This window comes from Streptococcus sp. OH4692_COT-348 (assembly GCF_003859975.1).
Taxonomy (GTDB): Bacteria; Bacillota; Bacilli; order Lactobacillales; family Streptococcaceae; genus Streptococcus.
On record NZ_RQZB01000004.1, the window covers coordinates 59,166 to 75,141 of the forward strand.

Genomic DNA, 15,976 nt, shown 5'->3' on the forward strand with positions numbered 1-15,976 from the left:
TTATCTTTGCTATCATTATATCATTTTTTCTCAAGTAAGGGCTTACCTATATTGAAAAATAGAGTTTTTTTCGATAAAATAGGAGACAGTTATTTTTTAATAGATTAGAAATAGGAGAAATCATGAGAAAAATATACTTATCTATTTTCACAAGTCTCTTGCTGATGCTGGGATTTGTTAATGTTGCCCAAGCCGATGAATATTTACGCATCGGGATGGAAGCGGCATATGCTCCCTTTAACTGGACTCAGGACGATGATAGTAATGGGGCTGTCAAAATCGATGGGACTAACCAGTATGCTAACGGATACGATGTTCAAATCGCCAAGAAAATCGCTAAGGACTTAGGTAAAGAACCTTTGGTTGTTAAAACAAAGTGGGAAGGTCTAGTTCCTGCCCTTACTTCTGGTAAGATTGACATGATTATTGCAGGTATGAGTCCTACTGCCGAACGCAAACAAGAAATTGCCTTTTCAAGCAGCTACTACACTAGCGAACCAGTTTTGCTTGTCAAAAAAGATTCTGCCTACGCAAATGCTAAATCTTTGGATGACTTTAATGGTGCGAAAATCACTTCTCAACAAGGTGTTTACCTTTACGACTTGATTGCACAAATCCCAGGTGCTAAAAAAGAAACAGCCATGGGAGACTTCGCTCAAATGCGCCAAGCTCTTGAAGCTGGTGTCATCGATGCCTATGTTTCTGAGCGCCCAGAAGCTCTGACCGCTGAAGCTGCGAACTCTAAGTTTAAGATGGTCCAAGTAGAACCTGGTTTCAAAACGGGGGAGGAAAATACAGCTATTGCCATTGGACTTCGTAAAGATGACAACCGTATTAGCCAAATCAATGCCAGCATTGAAACCATTTCGAAAGATGATCAAGTTGCTTTGATGGATCGTATGATCAAAGAGCAACCTGCCGAAGCTACAACAACTGAAGAGACTAGCAGTAGTTTCTTTAGCCAAGTCGCTAAAATTCTTTCTGAAAACTGGCAACAACTCTTGCGTGGTGCTGGTATCACTCTTTTAATCTCTATCATCGGAACCATCACAGGTCTCATTATTGGACTTGCCATTGGTGTCTTCCGTACTGCTCCTCTATCTGAAAATAAAGCCATTTACAGCCTACAAAAACTAGTCGGCTGGATCCTCAATGTCTACATTGAAATTTTCCGTGGTACGCCAATGATCGTTCAATCGATGGTTATCTACTATGGAACTGCCCAAGCTTTCGGTATCAACCTTGACCGTACACTAGCTGCTATCTTCATCGTTTCGATCAACACTGGTGCCTACATGACTGAAATCGTTCGTGGTGGTATCCTAGCAGTTGACAAGGGACAATTTGAAGCTGCGACTGCTCTTGGTATGACTCATAACCAAACCATGCGTAAGGTTGTCCTACCTCAAGTAGTACGCAACATCCTACCAGCAACGGGTAATGAATTTGTCATCAATATCAAAGATACATCTGTATTGAACGTTATCTCTGTTGTCGAACTTTATTTCTCAGGAAATACCGTGGCAACACAAACCTATCAATACTTCCAGACATTTACAATCATCGCCGTGATTTACTTTGTCCTCACCTTCACCGTAACACGTATCCTACGCTTCATCGAACGTCGAATGGACATGGATACCTATACTACAGGTGCTAACCAAATGCAAACGGAGGATTTGAAATAATGACACAAGCAATCCTTGAAATTAAACACCTCAAAAAATCCTATGGCCAAAACGAAGTGCTAAAAGACATTTCACTCACTGTCCACAAGGGAGAAGTTATCTCAATCATCGGAAGCTCTGGAAGCGGGAAATCAACCTTCCTACGCTCCATTAACCTACTTGAAACACCAACTGATGGACAAATCCTTTATCATGGACAAAACGTCCTCGAAAAAGGCTATGACCTCACGCAATACCGTGAAAAGTTGGGAATGGTTTTCCAATCCTTTAACCTCTTTGAAAATCTCAACGTGCTTGAAAATACAATCGTCGCTCAGACAACTGTCCTTAAACGTGAACGTACAGAAGCTGAAAAGATTGCCAAAGAAAACTTGGAAAAAGTCGGCATGGGAGAACGCTACTGGCAAGCCAAACCAAAACAACTCTCAGGTGGTCAAAAACAACGTGTAGCCATCGCTCGCGCTCTTTCAATGAATCCTGACGCTATTCTCTTTGATGAACCAACATCAGCTCTCGATCCAGAAATGGTTGGAGAAGTTCTCAAAATCATGCAAGATTTGGCTCAAGAAGGCTTGACTATGATTGTTGTAACCCACGAAATGGAATTCGCCCGTGATGTCTCTCACCGTGTTATCTTTATGGATAAGGGTGTAATTACTGAAGAAGGTAAACCAGAAGACCTCTTCACCAATCCTAAAGAAGACCGAACAAAAGAATTCCTTCAACGTTATCTCAAATAAAAAGAAAAGTCTGCATCAATTGCAGTCTTTTTGCTATCCTCAAAATGAAAAGGCAGACCCAATTCAAGAATCCGCCATTATCCAAAGATTAATCTTCAAATTTTTCATAATTTTTTTCATAGAAATCAATTAAACCTAGAGCTGTTTCAAATGAAATATTTTTTACTTTTGCACGACCCTGCGCTAGAGCAATGATAGACATTTCACGCGCATTCGTTTCTTTAGAGATACGGTAGCCTGTGATTTTCTTATCACGAACCCAGCCAACAACTGATTCTACTTTTTCAAAGTTTGACTTAGCCATGTCCTTCTCCTATTTTCTTCTTTACGATATTTAATTGTATACGTTTTTATGTGTTTTGTCAATAAAAAAACATATATTCAATAAAATTAATGATTTATTTTTCTGTTACTATCTTATTAAATCCGATAATATATAGGTTTTTGCTTACTATAAATCATTAGTAAGCACCTAAAAAATAATTGCATTATTAAACCTATAATGTGTAATAATATTCATATAAACTACATACCAGCTGCTCTATAGGATAGACAGGAGTCATATTCAAGTAATTCTATACATTCCTTTTAAATTATTAAAGCTAGCAAAGATAATATTTTCCTCTGATTATCTATTAACTATCTCTTTCCTTTCTCTTTGTCTGAGGTCCCTTCCTGGCATTATTTAAATCTTATTTTCTTTTTCAACTGGTACAATGAACTTGTTTCATCAGATTTTACATATTCTTTTCAAACACCATCTCATAGTCAACATCTAGAATATGACTTACTAATGTCACAAACTTTTCTACTACTCTCATTTTACAAGTATCAGATCAATTTTATCAATTAAATCACCAAATCTGTCTCATAAATACTGATTATTTTCTCTATTTGCTATTATATTTAGACGATTTTTAAATTAGTTATATATAAAATATTGTATTCTAAATAATACCCTTATATATAGCAAGTGATTCTTTTTTATTATTATAAACTGAATCAAAAAATAATAGGTACTATAATGAATAGTAGTAGAAATAGCACGATAGAGTTCCTAAGTCCATAGGAATCGCCCCCTTTCTTCACCCTCATTATAGCACCTATACATCAGTTGTGCAAATAATATGATATTTTTTTATTAGTCCTCAGACAAGCATATTATAGAGCGTTTCATTACCATTTAAGTTAATATAAGATGGATCAAAACCTTCCATTCGACGAATCAAGCCTGCATAATCATGCTTATCTGCCAAGGCAATCCCAATCAATACTGGGCCTGTCCCCTTGCTAGCTCGTTTGATATACTCAAAACGTGTGATATCATCATTTGGCCCCAAGATATCATTTACAAACTCACGCAAAGCCCCTGGACGCTGTGGAAAATTCACTACAAAGTAATGCTTAATTCCATCATAAATCAAGGCACGCTCTTCCATTTCTGGCATACGGTTGATATCATTATTTCCTCCAGAAATGATACAACAAACGGTTTTCCCCTTGATATACTCAGCTAGAACCTCTAAAGAGGCGATACTAGCCGCCCCAGCAGGTTCTGCGACAATCCCTTGCTTAGAGTAGAGGTCAATCAAGGTTTCAGAAATCAATCCCTCATCAACACCTACCAAAGTTTGAACATGTTGACGAGTTGCCTCATAGGTCAACTGACCTACCTTTTGCACAGCAATCCCATCCGCAAATTTGTCAATTTCTTTGAGTTTGACTGGACCACCAGCTTCAAAGGCAGCCTTCATGGAACGCGCTCCATTCGCCTCTACTCCGATAACCTCAATCTCTGGACTTGTTTCCTTGATATAGGTAGAAACCCCAGCAATGAGACCGCCACCACCAACAGGAACCAAGACAGCATCAAAATCAATCGATTCTTTTCGAGCTTCTTCTAAAATCTCATAAGCAACTGTCCCTTGACCTGCTTGAACATGGGCATCATCAAAGGGATCAATAAAGGTACGATTTTCAGAGACTGTAAATTCTTGAGCTGCTTTAGCTGAGGCATCAAAGGTATCTCCAACTAGTTTAATGGTTACGAAATCCCCACCAAAAAAACGAACCTGACCAATTTTTTGTTGCGGAGTAGTAATTGGCATGAAAATAGTTGCAGGAATCTTCATTTCATTGCAAGTATAGGCAACTCCCTGCGCATGATTCCCCGCAGAAGCGCAGACTACCCCACGCTCACGTTCTTCCTTGCTGAGCTGGGAAATGGCATAATAAGCACCACGAATTTTAAAAGAGCGAACACGTTGGGCATTTTCCTTTTTCAAATAAATCTTAGCACCATACTTCTCCGATAAATAATGGTCATAATCCAGTGGAGTATTCACAACCACACCGTTCAAGACCTTATGAGCCTTGATGATATCTTTTGAACTTAACATCATTTTCTCCTAGACTATTTCATATTATCACAATCCATCCCCTTAAAAGAGAGATGAATTGATTATAAAAGCGAGTTAGTCCCCCAACTCGCCTTCACCTTAATTTCTATCAATTAGTTATAGATTTTAAATGCATCATCGTCGTTTTTACCAACGAATGGCATTGCTTTACGCAATTCTGCACCAACTTTTTCAATTTCAAGGTTAGCTGCTTGTTCACGGTAAGCAGTCAATTTTGGACGTCCAGCTTTATAGTCATTTACAAAGTCATTTGCAAATTTACCATTTTGGATGTCTGCCAAGACAGCTTTCATGTTTTCTTTAACTTGCTCAGTAATCACACGTGGACCTGATACATAGTCACCGTATTCAGCAGTGTTTGAAATAGATTGACGCATTTTCTTGAATCCACCTTCATAGATCAAGTCAACGATTAATTTCATTTCGTGAAGAACTTCAAAGTAAGCCAATTCTGGAGCGTAACCTGCTTCTGTTAAGACTTCGAAACCTGCTTCAATAAGGGCAGTCAAACCACCACAAAGTACAGCTTGTTCACCAAACAAATCTTCTTCAGTTTCTTCTTTGTAAGTTGTTTCAAGAAGACCTACACGTGCTGCTCCAACACCTTTACACCAGTCCATAGCAATGTTTTTCGCATTTCCTGTTGCATCTTGATATACTGCATAAAGAGCTGGAACACCAAATCCTTCTTCGTAAGTACGGCGTACCAAGTGTCCTGGTCCTTTAGGTGCACACATGAAAACATCTACATCTGCAGGTACTTTGATAAATTCGAAGTGAATGTTGAAACCATGAGCAAATCCAACTGCGTTTCCAGCTTCCAAGTTTGGAGCGATTTCTGCTTCGTACAATTCTTGTTGGATTTCGTCTGGTGCTAAAATCATGATAACATCAGCCAATTTAGTTGCTTCTGCTACTGTGTAAGTGTCAAATCCATCTTCTTTTGCTTTATCAAAAGATTTACCTGGACGTACACCGATGATGACATCGCGACCTGAATCACGCAAGTTTTGAGCATGCGCATGTCCTTGCGAACCATAACCAATAACGGCGATTTTTTTACCGTCAAGTGCTGCTACTTTAACATCTTTTTCGTATTCCATTTGAACTGCCATAGTTTTTTCTCTCTTTTCTATTATTTATTGCCTTTTAGGCTGGTTTAACAAATTTAAAATATTTTTATACTCAATGAAAATCAAAGAGCAAATTAGGAAGCTAGCCACAGACTGCTCAAAGCACTGCTTTGAGGTTGTAAATAAGACTGACGGAGTCAGTAACATATACCTACGGCAAGGCAAAGCTGACGTGATTTGAATTTAATTTTCGAAGAGTATTAATCGCGGGTAAATCCAGTTGCACCAGTTCGAGCAATATTGCGAATACCATATGGTCGAATAACTCGCAATAGAGCTTCACTCTTTTCAGCATTTCCTGTCATCTGAATGGTAATCGAGCTTGGAGCTACGTCTACCACTGTTGCACGGAAAGGTTGAATAATCGCTAGAATCTCAGCGCGCTTCTCAGCTGGCGCTGACATCTTAACCAAAATTACCTCGCGCTCCAAATGAGGCTTGTCTGTAATATCACGAATGCGAATCACATCAATCTGACGATTAAGTTGCTTGATGATTTGCTCCACTTCATCATGAGAAGTAACATCAATAATAATAGTGATACGTGATACATTCGGGTCTTCTGTTGCTCCAACAGAGATGCTTTCAATATTAACCTGACGACGAGATAGGACACCTGTAAAACGATTGAGGACTCCTGAACGATTTTGTAGTTTTGCCGTTAACATTCTACGCATGGAACTTCACCCCCAACATCTCATGATTACTCTTACCAGCTGGTACCATTGGTAACACCTGTTCCTTACGAGAAATATCTACCTCGATTAGCATAGGAACATCCTCAGTGATAACTTCAAGGTCTTGAGCCAAGGTCTCAGGATTGTCAAACTTATAGTTTTTAATGCCATAAGCCTGCGCCATCAATTGGAAATCAGGAAGGGTATCAAAGACTGACTCTGATGTTCTACCTTCATAGAAAGATTCCTGCCACTGGCGAACCATTCCAAGTGAGTGATTGTTCAGCATAATCACCTTGATTGGCACTTTGTAAATATTCAAAATAGCCAATTCTTGGTTGGTCATTTGGAAACCACCATCTCCAACAAACAAGACTACTTCTTTATCTGGGTTAGCAATTTTAGCTCCAATTGCTGCTGGAATTCCAAATCCCATCGTTCCCAAACCACCTGAAGTCACTAACTGACGTTCATTTTGGTAAGGATAATACTGAGCTGTCCACATTTGATGTTGTCCTACGTCAGTGACAACAATGGCATCACCATTCGTCAACTCACCGATGCGTTCAATAACGGCCTGAGGTTGAACCACACGTTCTTTCTTATCATAAGAACGAACACGGTTTTTGTCTTTAGTAACTTTTTCAATCCATTTTTCAGTATTGTTATGAACTGTCGGTTCAGCCAGCAACATTTGCAAGGCCTTCTTAGCATCTCCAACTACAGGAATATCTGCACTAATAATCTTGCCAATCTCAGCTGGGTCAATATCAATGTGGGCAACCTTAGCATTCTTAGCGAAGGTCTTAGGATTCCCCGTCAAGCGGTCATCGAAACGACAACCAATACTAATCATAAAGTCCGCTTCTGTCATGGCAATATTAGCTGCGAATGACCCGTGCATGCCTCCCATTCCAAGGAAGAGTGGATGACTCGTTGCAATCGTTCCTTGTCCCAAAAGACTGGTTACCACTGGAATTTGATAGCGCTCTGCAAATTCATTTAATTCCGCAGCAGCTTCAGCATAACTAATCCCACCACCAGCTAGCAAGACTGGCTTTTTAGCCTTGGATAATTGCTTCAAGATTTTCTTGATTTGCATATCATTTGGCTCAAGAGTTGGTTGATAGCTTGGTAGGTTCACTTCTGGTGAATAAATGAAGTCTGTTTCCAAAGCAGATACATCTTTAGGTAGGTCAATTACTACTGGGCCTGGTCGACCTGTAGTTGCAATATGAACAGCTTCCGTAATGATACGCGGAATATCGGCTGTCTCACGAACTTGGTAATTGTACTTAGTGATTGGCATGGTAATTCCCACGATGTCTGCCTCCTGAAAGGCATCCTTCCCAATCCCTGCTCGCGCCACCTGACCTGTAAATACCAAAAGGGGAACACTGTCGCTCATGGCATCCGCAATCCCTGTAATGGCATTTGTTGCTCCCGGTCCGCTAGTGACGACGGCAACACCCAACTTTCCAGTTGATTTGGCATAACCTTCAGCTTCATGCAGACAGCCTTGCTCATGGCGTCCCAGAATGTGGCGAATGCCTTTAAAATTATATATCGCATCATAAAAAGGCAAGACCGCACCACCAGGATAACCAAAGATGGTATCAATTCCTAAATCACGAAGTGTTTCCAAAACTAGATCCGACCCCGTCTTAGGAGATTCTAAACTGATTTTCTCCATTGTTCCCCTTTCTCTTCACTTAAAATAACTTGTTACTATCATACCATTTTTTCAAAATTTTTCAAGAGAAACGAAGAAATTTTCTGAATTTTCTATTTTAACGTTTATTTATGAATATTATTCTATTTTTTATAAGTTTTAAAATATAATTCACATTCTTTAGCAATTTATTTGCATTTATATTGTAAATTTCTTTAACTCATTTTTATATGAAATTTTTTTGAGTGCACTGTACGTTTGCAGACTTAATGAAATTTATCATAACTATACAAAAAAGGAAGCCACTAAGTGACTTCCTTCTATAGTAAGGACTGATTAGTCTTCACCTTTGTTTTTCTTAATGATTTCTTCTTGTACTGACTTAGGTACATCTTCATAGTGGTCAAATACCATCATGAATGTACCACGTCCTTGAGATGCAGAACGAAGAACTGTTGCGTAACCGAACATTTCAGCAAGTGGAACGTAAGCACGAACGATTTGGCTGTTACCGTGTGCTTCCATACCATCTACACGTCCACGACGAGCAGTTACGTGCCCCATAACATCACCAAGGTTTTCTTCTGGAACAGTGATTGTTACAAGCATCATTGGCTCAAGGATAGCTGGTTGTGCTGATTTAGCAGCTTCTTTAAGGGCAAGTGAAGCCGCGATCTTGAAGGCAGTTTCAGATGAGTCGACATCGTGGTATGAACCATCGTAAAGCTTAGCTTTAACGTCAACCATTGGGTAACCTGCAAGTACACCGTTAGCCATAGATTCTACCAAACCTTTTTCAACCGCTGGGATAAATTCACGAGGAACCACACCACCGACAATTGCGTTTTCGAATTCGAATCCTTTACCTTCTTCGTTTGGAGTAAATTCAATCCATACATCACCGAATTGACCTTTACCACCAGACTGACGTTTGAAGAATCCACGTGCTTGAGTAGAAGCGCGGAATGTTTCACGGTAAGATACTTGAGGAGCACCTACGTTCGCTTCAACTTTGAACTCACGACGCATACGGTCAACAAGGACGTCAAGGTGAAGCTCACCCATACCAGAGATAACTGTTTCACCAGTTTCAACGTTTGTTTCAACGCGGAATGTTGGATCTTCTTCAGCCAATTTTTGAAGGGCGATACCCATCTTGTCTTGGTCAGCTTTAGATTTTGGCTCAACCATCAATTGGATAACTGGTTCTGGAACGTTGATTGACTCAAGGATGATTTTAGCTTTTTCATCTGTCAATGAGTCACCAGTTGTAGTATCTTTCAAACCAACGGCAGCAGCGATATCACCTGAGTAAACAGTGTCAATTTCTTGACGGCTGTTAGCGTGCATTTGAAGGATACGTCCGATACGTTCACGTTTACCTTTAGAAGTGTTCAATACGTATGAACCTGATTGAAGAACACCTGAGTAAACACGGAAGAATGTCAAACGACCTACGAATGGGTCAGTCATAATCTTGAAGGCAAGAGCTGCAAATGGCTCTTCGTCAGAGGCTGGACGAGTTTCTTCAGCGTCTGTGTCTGGGTTAATACCTTTGATAGCTGGGATGTCAAGTGGGCTTGGAAGGTAGTCGATAACCGCATCAAGCATCAATTGAACACCTTTGTTCTTGAAGGCAGAACCACACAATACTGGGAAGAATTCAACGTTGATAGTTGCTTTACGGATACCAGCTTTCAATTCTTCGTTAGTGATTTCTTCACCTTCGAGGTATTTCATCATCAATTCTTCGTCAGTTTCAGCAACTGCTTCAACCAATTTTTCACGATATTCTTGAGCTTGGTCAAGGTATTCAGCTGGAATATCTTCTTCAAGGATATCTGTACCAAGGTCGTTAGTATAGATTTCAGCTTTCATCTTAATCAAGTCGATGATACCACGGAAGTCATCTTCAGAACCGATTGGCAATTGGATTGGGTGTGCATTTGCTTGAAGACGATCGTGAAGTGTACTTACAGAGTAAAGGAAGTCAGCACCGATTTTGTCCATTTTGTTGGCAAATACGATACGTGGAACTCCATACTCAGTTGCTTGACGCCAAACTGTTTCAGTTTGAGGCTCAACACCTGATTGTGAGTCAAGAACGGTAACAGCACCATCCAATACACGAAGAGAACGCTGTACTTCGATTGTGAAGTCCACGTGTCCTGGTGTGTCGATAATGTTTACGCGGTGGTTGTCCCATTGAGCTGTTGTCGCAGCAGATGTGATAGTGATACCACGTTCTTGCTCTTGCTCCATCCAGTCCATTTGTGACGCACCTTCGTGAGTTTCACCGATTTTGTGGATTTTACCAGTGTAGTAAAGAATACGCTCAGTAGTTGTTGTTTTACCAGCATCGACGTGAGCCATGATACCGATATTACGAGTTTTTTCAAGTGAAAATTCGCGTGCCATGAGGTTTGTTTCTCCTATTTATTTTTGATTTCTATTCTATTATAACACGATTTTAATAAAAACGGATAGGCAGGACCTACCCGTTCTCAATGTTTTCATGCTATTGTTGGTTTCGACTTGTAGATTTACAAGTTGAATTGAACTCGGGCTAAAGTTAGTTAGCCGATTTGAACTGAAACGGGATGCTGTGTGAAAAAGATAAACTTCCTTGTATTCATCGAATACTGCGTCAGTTTCCTATTTTCACCTTGCATCCTTACCGTTCCTAGCATCATGATTTTACCAACGGAAGTGTGCGAATGCACGGTTAGCTTCAGCCATACGGTGAGTGTCTTCACGTTTCTTAACAGCTGCACCAGTGTTGTTAGCAGCATCCAAGATTTCTTTTGCAAGACGGTCTTGCATTGTGTGTTCACCACGAAGACGAGCGATTGTTACCAACCAACGAAGTCCAAGTGTTGTACGACGTTCTGGACGAACTTCAACTGGGACTTGGTAGTTAGAACCACCAACACGACGTGCACGTACTTCAAGTACAGGCATGATGTTTTCCATAGCTGTTTCAAATACTTCAAGTGCATCGTTTCCAGTAGCTTCTTTGATTTGCTCAAAGGCACCGTAAACGATTGAAGCAGCTGTACCACGTTTACCATCAAGCATAACGCGGTTGATAAGACGAGTAACTAGTTGTGAATTGTAAAGCGGATCTGGCAATACGTCACGTTTTGGAGCTCTATTTTTACGACTCATTTCTCTTTATCCCCTTTCCTTATGCTTTTGGACGTTTAGTACCGTATTTAGAACGGCCTTGTTTACGATCGTTAACACCTGCAGTATCAAGTGCACCACGGACGATATGGTAACGTACCCCTGGAAGGTCTTTTACACGTCCACCACGAAGAAGCACCACGCTGTGCTCTTGCAAGTTGTGTCCGATACCTGGGATGTAGGCAGTAACTTCGATAAGGTTGCTCAAACGTACACGAGCGAATTTACGAAGGGCTGAGTTAGGTTTTTTAGGTGTCATTGTTCCAACACGAGTTGCAACACCACGTTTTTGTGGTGAAGAAACGTTTGTTTGAACTTTTTTATGACTGTTGTAACCAACGTTCAAAGCTGGTGATTTAGATTTTTCTACTTTTGATTTACGCGGTTTGCGAACCAATTGGTTAATTGTAGGCATCTACATTCTCCTGTGTTTTTTTTATTTTTGGTGATGATACACTTGGTGACAGCTATCATCTGTGTGTACTTTTGCAACATTTGTCAGCACGTCCCTGTACACTCTTGAGAGACCAAAAGTAAAAAGTACCGTCTATTATTGTAACAAATTTTTCCCTTGATTGTCAAGATTTTTTTCTTTTTTATTGTTAATTTTAGCTCTTTTGTAGTGCTCCCCCAAAAAAGAAAAAGGAGGAATCCCACCCTCCTAAAGTTAGTATTGTTCCATTCAATCCCATCAATTTTAGCACATAATGGTTTTCGAGATATGATAGTATCACAACCAACCAGATTCTTTCGCGATATTAGCTGCCTCTGTTCGATTACCTGCATCTAGTTTCGAAAGAATATTGGTGACATAGTTCCGGACTGTTCCGTTGGATAGATAAAGTTTGTCTGCAATTTCTTGATTAGAGAAACCCTGAGCGATTCCCTTTAAAACTGCGATTTCTTGCTCTGTTAATGGATTGGGATGCGTCATCACCACTTCCATCAATTCAGGCGAATATTCCTTGCGTCCTTCGAGGACGGTGTGCAAGGTTTGCATGAGGTCTGCAATGCTTCGTTCCTTTAATACATAAGCATCCACTCCAGCCTTGACTGCACGCTCAAAATATCCTGGACGCTTGAATGTCGTCACTACAACCACCTTTGTTTCAAGCTTTTCTGCTCGTATCCACTCCAAGACTTCAAGACCTGTCCTAACAGGCATTTCTACGTCAAGGATAGCGATATCTACAGTCTCTTTTTCTAAGAGTTGGATTGCTTCTTGCCCATTCTTGGCTTGAAGGACAGACTCCACATCTGGTTGAAAGGCAAGCAATTGACACATAGCATCTCGCAACATACTTTGATCTTCTGCGACTAATACTTTCATCTACTTTCTCTCCTTATAAGGTAGTCGAACTTGAACTTCTGTCGGTTGTTTCTGACTAATCACCTTTACCTCTCCCGAAAATGGAAGGACACGATCTCGAACTGTATGGAGCTCATCTCCCTTTAGAGAAGTAAAACCACAGCCATCATCTCTCACTGTTAGAATGAGCTCTTTCTCTGTCCGTTCTAATTTTAAGTAGGTCTTAGAAGCTTTGGCATGCTTGATGATATTGGTCACTAACTCAAGCAAAATCATGGAAGCCGTTGACTCCAATTCCCGAGTTAAGCTAGCTGTATCTAGTTGATTAGCTATTTCCACCTCAATTCCAGCAATTTCTAACATCTTTTTCACAGTCTCTAGTTCGGATGTCAAAGTTCTAGACTTAAGATTTTCCACAATGGTTCGCACTTCACGCATTGATTCTTTGCTAATTTGCTGTATTTCTCTTAATTCCTTTTCCACCTGTAGATAAGCCTCCATCTGAAATAACTGCAAGGCTAAATCTGTCTTGACACTCAACATAGCAAAGGTATGTCCCAAGCTATCATGCAAATCTTGACCGATACGACTGCGTTCATTTTCAGCAAGCAATAGATTTATCTGGGCATTTTGCTTAGCCTGAGCTTCTTTCAAATCCTCCACAATACGAATCCGAACCAAGCCAAAAGTCATTAAATCGATAAAAGTGAGAATTGCAAGTAGATAGAGTAGAAACTCAACTTCGATTTTCTGAATAATCAACAGTTGTCCCACAACAAGCACTTGAGCAAGGAGAAAAGTCCAGACATGTAAAGACTTTAAACTACGTACACCGAAATGATAAATTAAGAGATTGGAAAGGAAAAAGAAGAACCAGATATAGTTCACAGCAACAAAGGCGGTATTTCCAGCAACATAGACCAGCATGATCCCCCAGAAAATCCAGGATAGACGAAGGATCTTAGTTGTTAAAACACCCAAATACGCCACTATAAATAGAATATCAATCAATAAATGCCAGACAGCTAGTTCCCCAGTCACTACAGGTAGGATGGGGAAAATCATAAAAATTAAACTGGCCCAAAACATATAATGTATGCTTTTCAGTCTTTCAAGCATTAAGCATTCTCCTTATGACCTTGAAGGTAAATGGTCAAACCAAACAAAACTGCTGAAAAAACAAGTAGATAAACTGTGGCTGATAGATTGAGGCCACCCTCATTTAAGAAGGTCTTGATCAATTCCATCAACTGATAGCTTGGTAGGCGCTTCCCGATTGCTTGCATCCAGTCTGGAAATAAAGAGATGGGCATCCAGAGTCCGCCTAAAACAGCCAAGCCTAGATAGAGAAGATTGCCCACGACAGACATCAGCTGACTAGTCGGTAAGAGAGTTAAGGTCAAACCAAGCGCTACAAAAGCAATACTTCCCAAAATAAGCAAAATCGCAGCCCCAATCCAGCTTCCTAGAGGCATCTCTACACCTCTTACAAAATGCCCAACTGAGAAAACAACCAGAATTGAGACCAAATAATCAACCATCATACTTGTTATCTTTGATAGATAATATTCTACCATATTTACAGGGCTATGGCGCAATGTTTTATGCCAGTTGTTCATCTTGTCGGTATGTAAGACAGCTGGGAATGAAAAGATAGCGGTCGACATCATGGAAAAGGCCGTCATGGAGATGAGGTAGTCGCGCATAAAATTCGCAGGTCCACCTGGTGTATCCTGATACATGCCTGAAAAGAATAAATAGAAGGCTGTCGGCATCCCCACTGATAAGAGATAATAGACTAGTTGCCGTTTGGTTAATAGGAATTCTATCTTATTTAATGCGATCCATCGTTTCATCTTAGTCATCTCCCTTTTGTGTTTCTTCAAAGATTGTATCCAGCAAACTGCGATTATTGACTTCAATTTCTTGTATGCTACATCCTGCTTGCACTAACAGTTGCCAAAAAGCATCCGCTTCACGTGTAACTACTTGCAAAGCATCTTGTTTTTGTGACCAGTTTTCAACCAAGTTAGACTGCTCAATGACTTCCTTGTATGCTAGAGGAAGGATAAAGTGCTTTTCAATCTCCTCACTGCGCATGGCTAGAGGTGTTGTATCGCGAATCAACTCTCCCTTATTCAAGACCAAGATTCGGTCCGCTGTATGCTCTACCTCTTCGATATAATGGGAGGAATAGAGAATGGTAACTCCCTTAGCTTTTAGTTCCTGAACAATTTCCCAAAAGCGTTGACGAGTTGAAGTATCCATGGCAGCAGTTGGTTCATCTAAAAAGACAAGCTTTGGTCGCCCAATCAAGGTCAAGACAAAAGAGAAGAGACGCTTTTGTCCACCTGACAATTTTTCTGCGAATTGCTCTTTTTGTTGCTGGTCAAACTGCAATAGTTGATCGATTTCCTGGTTGCTCAAGGGATTTGGATAGATACGTTGAAAGAAAGCAATCAACTCTTTGACCTTTAATTTCTGAACGATGACATTTTCTTGAGGCAGATAACCTCTAATATAGTCTAACTGAGAACTCGTCACTGACAAGCCTTGGATGGATACTTGACCGCTTGTGACCAGTTTATCTCCAAGCAGACAGTCCAAGAGTGTGGTCTTCCCAGCACCATTGGGTCCAATCAAGGCGACGCATTCACCTTCAGCTACCTCAAAGGAAATATCCTTCAAAATAGCTTTACCCTTGATATTTTTATTTAAGCTTTCTACCTTAATTATGTTCATGATATTCTCCTTTCAGCCACTTCTTTCCCATCGGAAAGGCGATAAAAATCATAAATCCTAGTCCCCAGGCACCACGGATGAATTGGTGAAGGAAGGCTTGATCAAACCAACCTGTAAACATTTCTACCAACCATACCACTAGTGATAGTCCAATAAAAAGATAGAGAAACGCTTTTTTCATTTTTCAAACTCCTTTTTCACATCTGAGACCAATTTCAAGCCTTCTCGGATCAACCAAGACATCATGCCAAATCCTGCAAATAGTTCCCAAGGAAAATGATAGAAGTCTTCGTCCAATCCTGAGAACATGAGATAAGTCATGACTCCTGCTGCTACTAAACTCATTGCGACAATTACTTTATGTTTCATTTTTTTCTTCCTCCATTTAATACATCTAGTATAATTCTTT

Annotated in this window: 16 protein-coding genes; 2 read left to right on the forward strand and 14 right to left on the reverse strand. The window is 40.2% G+C overall.

From position 1 onward, the window contains the following. The first annotated feature begins 122 nt into the window (after window positions 1-122). Both EII37_RS03165 and EII37_RS03170 read left to right on the forward strand, forming a co-directional pair. A complete protein-coding gene (locus tag EII37_RS03165) occupies window positions 123-1,688 on the forward strand; it encodes an ABC transporter substrate-binding protein/permease (RefSeq protein ID WP_124787565.1) in 1,566 nt (521 codons plus the stop codon). Continuing rightward, entirely contained in the window at window positions 1,688-2,428 is a 741-nt protein-coding gene (locus EII37_RS03170; RefSeq protein ID WP_050294290.1) for an amino acid ABC transporter ATP-binding protein, read from the forward strand. The genes EII37_RS03165 and EII37_RS03170 overlap by 1 nt, the downstream gene beginning before the upstream one ends. Before the next feature lie 88 nt (window positions 2,429-2,516). On the opposite strand, the gene EII37_RS03175 is transcribed toward EII37_RS03170, so the two are convergent. From EII37_RS03175 to EII37_RS03255, 14 genes are all read right to left on the reverse strand, one after another. Beyond that, entirely contained in the window at window positions 2,517-2,732 is a 216-nt protein-coding gene (locus EII37_RS03175; RefSeq protein WP_001130038.1) for a hypothetical protein, read from the reverse strand. Between the two features lie 844 nt (window positions 2,733-3,576). Continuing rightward, complete coding sequence (gene ilvA, locus EII37_RS03180) at window positions 3,577-4,827, reverse strand: threonine ammonia-lyase IlvA (protein WP_124787566.1); 1,251 nt, start codon at window positions 4,825-4,827, stop codon at window positions 3,577-3,579. Window positions 4,828-4,940: 113 nt separating this feature from the next. Then, window positions 4,941-5,963 carry a ketol-acid reductoisomerase gene (ilvC, locus tag EII37_RS03185; protein ID WP_000290683.1) on the reverse strand — a complete coding sequence of 341 codons (1,023 nt, stop codon included), beginning with the start codon at window positions 5,961-5,963 and terminating at the stop codon, window positions 4,941-4,943. A gap of 218 nt (window positions 5,964-6,181) precedes the next feature. Then, on the reverse strand, window positions 6,182-6,658 hold the full coding sequence (ilvN, locus tag EII37_RS03195; RefSeq protein WP_124787567.1) for an acetolactate synthase small subunit: 477 nt from the start codon (window positions 6,656-6,658) through the stop codon (window positions 6,182-6,184). Then, the gene (locus EII37_RS03200) at window positions 6,651-8,351 is read right to left on the reverse strand and encodes an acetolactate synthase large subunit (RefSeq protein ID WP_124787568.1); all 1,701 of its coding nucleotides are present in this window, start codon (window positions 8,349-8,351) and stop codon (window positions 6,651-6,653) included. The genes ilvN and EII37_RS03200 overlap by 8 nt, the downstream gene beginning before the upstream one ends. 315 nt (window positions 8,352-8,666) lie before the next feature. Beyond that, entirely contained in the window at window positions 8,667-10,748 is a 2,082-nt protein-coding gene (gene fusA, locus EII37_RS03205) for an elongation factor G (protein ID WP_000090329.1), read from the reverse strand. Window positions 10,749-11,027: 279 nt separating this feature from the next. Continuing rightward, the gene (gene rpsG, locus EII37_RS03210; protein ID WP_000087873.1) at window positions 11,028-11,498 is read right to left on the reverse strand and encodes a 30S ribosomal protein S7; all 471 of its coding nucleotides are present in this window, start codon (window positions 11,496-11,498) and stop codon (window positions 11,028-11,030) included. A gap of 19 nt (window positions 11,499-11,517) precedes the next feature. Then, on the reverse strand, window positions 11,518-11,931 hold the full coding sequence (gene rpsL, locus EII37_RS03215; protein ID WP_001142332.1) for a 30S ribosomal protein S12: 414 nt from the start codon (window positions 11,929-11,931) through the stop codon (window positions 11,518-11,520). Between the two features lie 315 nt (window positions 11,932-12,246). Continuing rightward, window positions 12,247-12,846, reverse strand: a complete 600-nt coding sequence (locus EII37_RS03230) for a response regulator transcription factor (protein ID WP_124787570.1) — start codon at window positions 12,844-12,846, stop codon at window positions 12,247-12,249. Beyond that, complete coding sequence (locus tag EII37_RS03235) at window positions 12,847-13,944, reverse strand: sensor histidine kinase (protein ID WP_124787571.1); 1,098 nt, start codon at window positions 13,942-13,944, stop codon at window positions 12,847-12,849. After that, a complete protein-coding gene (locus EII37_RS03240) occupies window positions 13,944-14,681 on the reverse strand; it encodes an ABC transporter permease (RefSeq protein ID WP_124787572.1) in 738 nt (245 codons plus the stop codon). The genes EII37_RS03235 and EII37_RS03240 overlap by 1 nt, the downstream gene beginning before the upstream one ends. Before the next feature lies 1 nt (window position 14,682). After that, a complete protein-coding gene (locus EII37_RS03245; protein ID WP_124787573.1) occupies window positions 14,683-15,567 on the reverse strand; it encodes an ABC transporter ATP-binding protein in 885 nt (294 codons plus the stop codon). Further along, window positions 15,554-15,748 (reverse strand): hypothetical protein, encoded by a 195-nt coding sequence (locus EII37_RS03250; protein WP_124787574.1) that lies wholly within the window; start codon window positions 15,746-15,748, stop codon window positions 15,554-15,556. Before EII37_RS03250 ends, EII37_RS03245 begins: the two co-directional genes overlap by 14 nt. Next, complete coding sequence (locus EII37_RS03255; protein ID WP_012972435.1) at window positions 15,745-15,936, reverse strand: hypothetical protein; 192 nt, start codon at window positions 15,934-15,936, stop codon at window positions 15,745-15,747. Before EII37_RS03255 ends, EII37_RS03250 begins: the two co-directional genes overlap by 4 nt. Window positions 15,937-15,976: the final 40 nt, after the last annotated feature.